The organism is Paraburkholderia sp. SIMBA_030 (genome assembly GCF_046535245.1).
Lineage (GTDB): Bacteria > Pseudomonadota > Gammaproteobacteria > Burkholderiales > Burkholderiaceae > Paraburkholderia.
In genome coordinates, this window is record NZ_JAWRXB010000344.1 from 1 (window position 1) to 278 (window position 278).

Below are 278 nucleotides of genomic sequence, written 5' to 3' on the forward strand. Positions count from 1 at the left end.
GTTACATCACCGGTGAGTTGCTCGTGGTGGATGGAGGCAATTGCTTGGTTGAGAACAAAGCTAATTAAGACTTTTTAATCCCTCCTGCGACCGTTGAGTCCTGGTTGACCAGGTGATTTTGGTTGGAGTACAAAAAAAAAGGCCGAGACAGACTGTGTGAAAACGCACTGAAGGCCATCGATGGCGACGTACAGGTCGATGACCCGAACGAGGTGATCCTCAGGGATCAACTCTTCCAGCGAGACCGGGAATAGACTGGTCTGGCTGCGAGACATCTC

General features: G+C 50.7%; 1 pseudogene. It reads right to left on the reverse strand.

Features of this window, described 5'->3' with window-relative positions:
• Positions 1 to 74 precede the first annotated feature (74 nt).
• Positions 75 to 278 (reverse strand): annotated as a pseudogene (locus tag SB772_RS40275) (hypothetical protein); the annotation flags it as partial.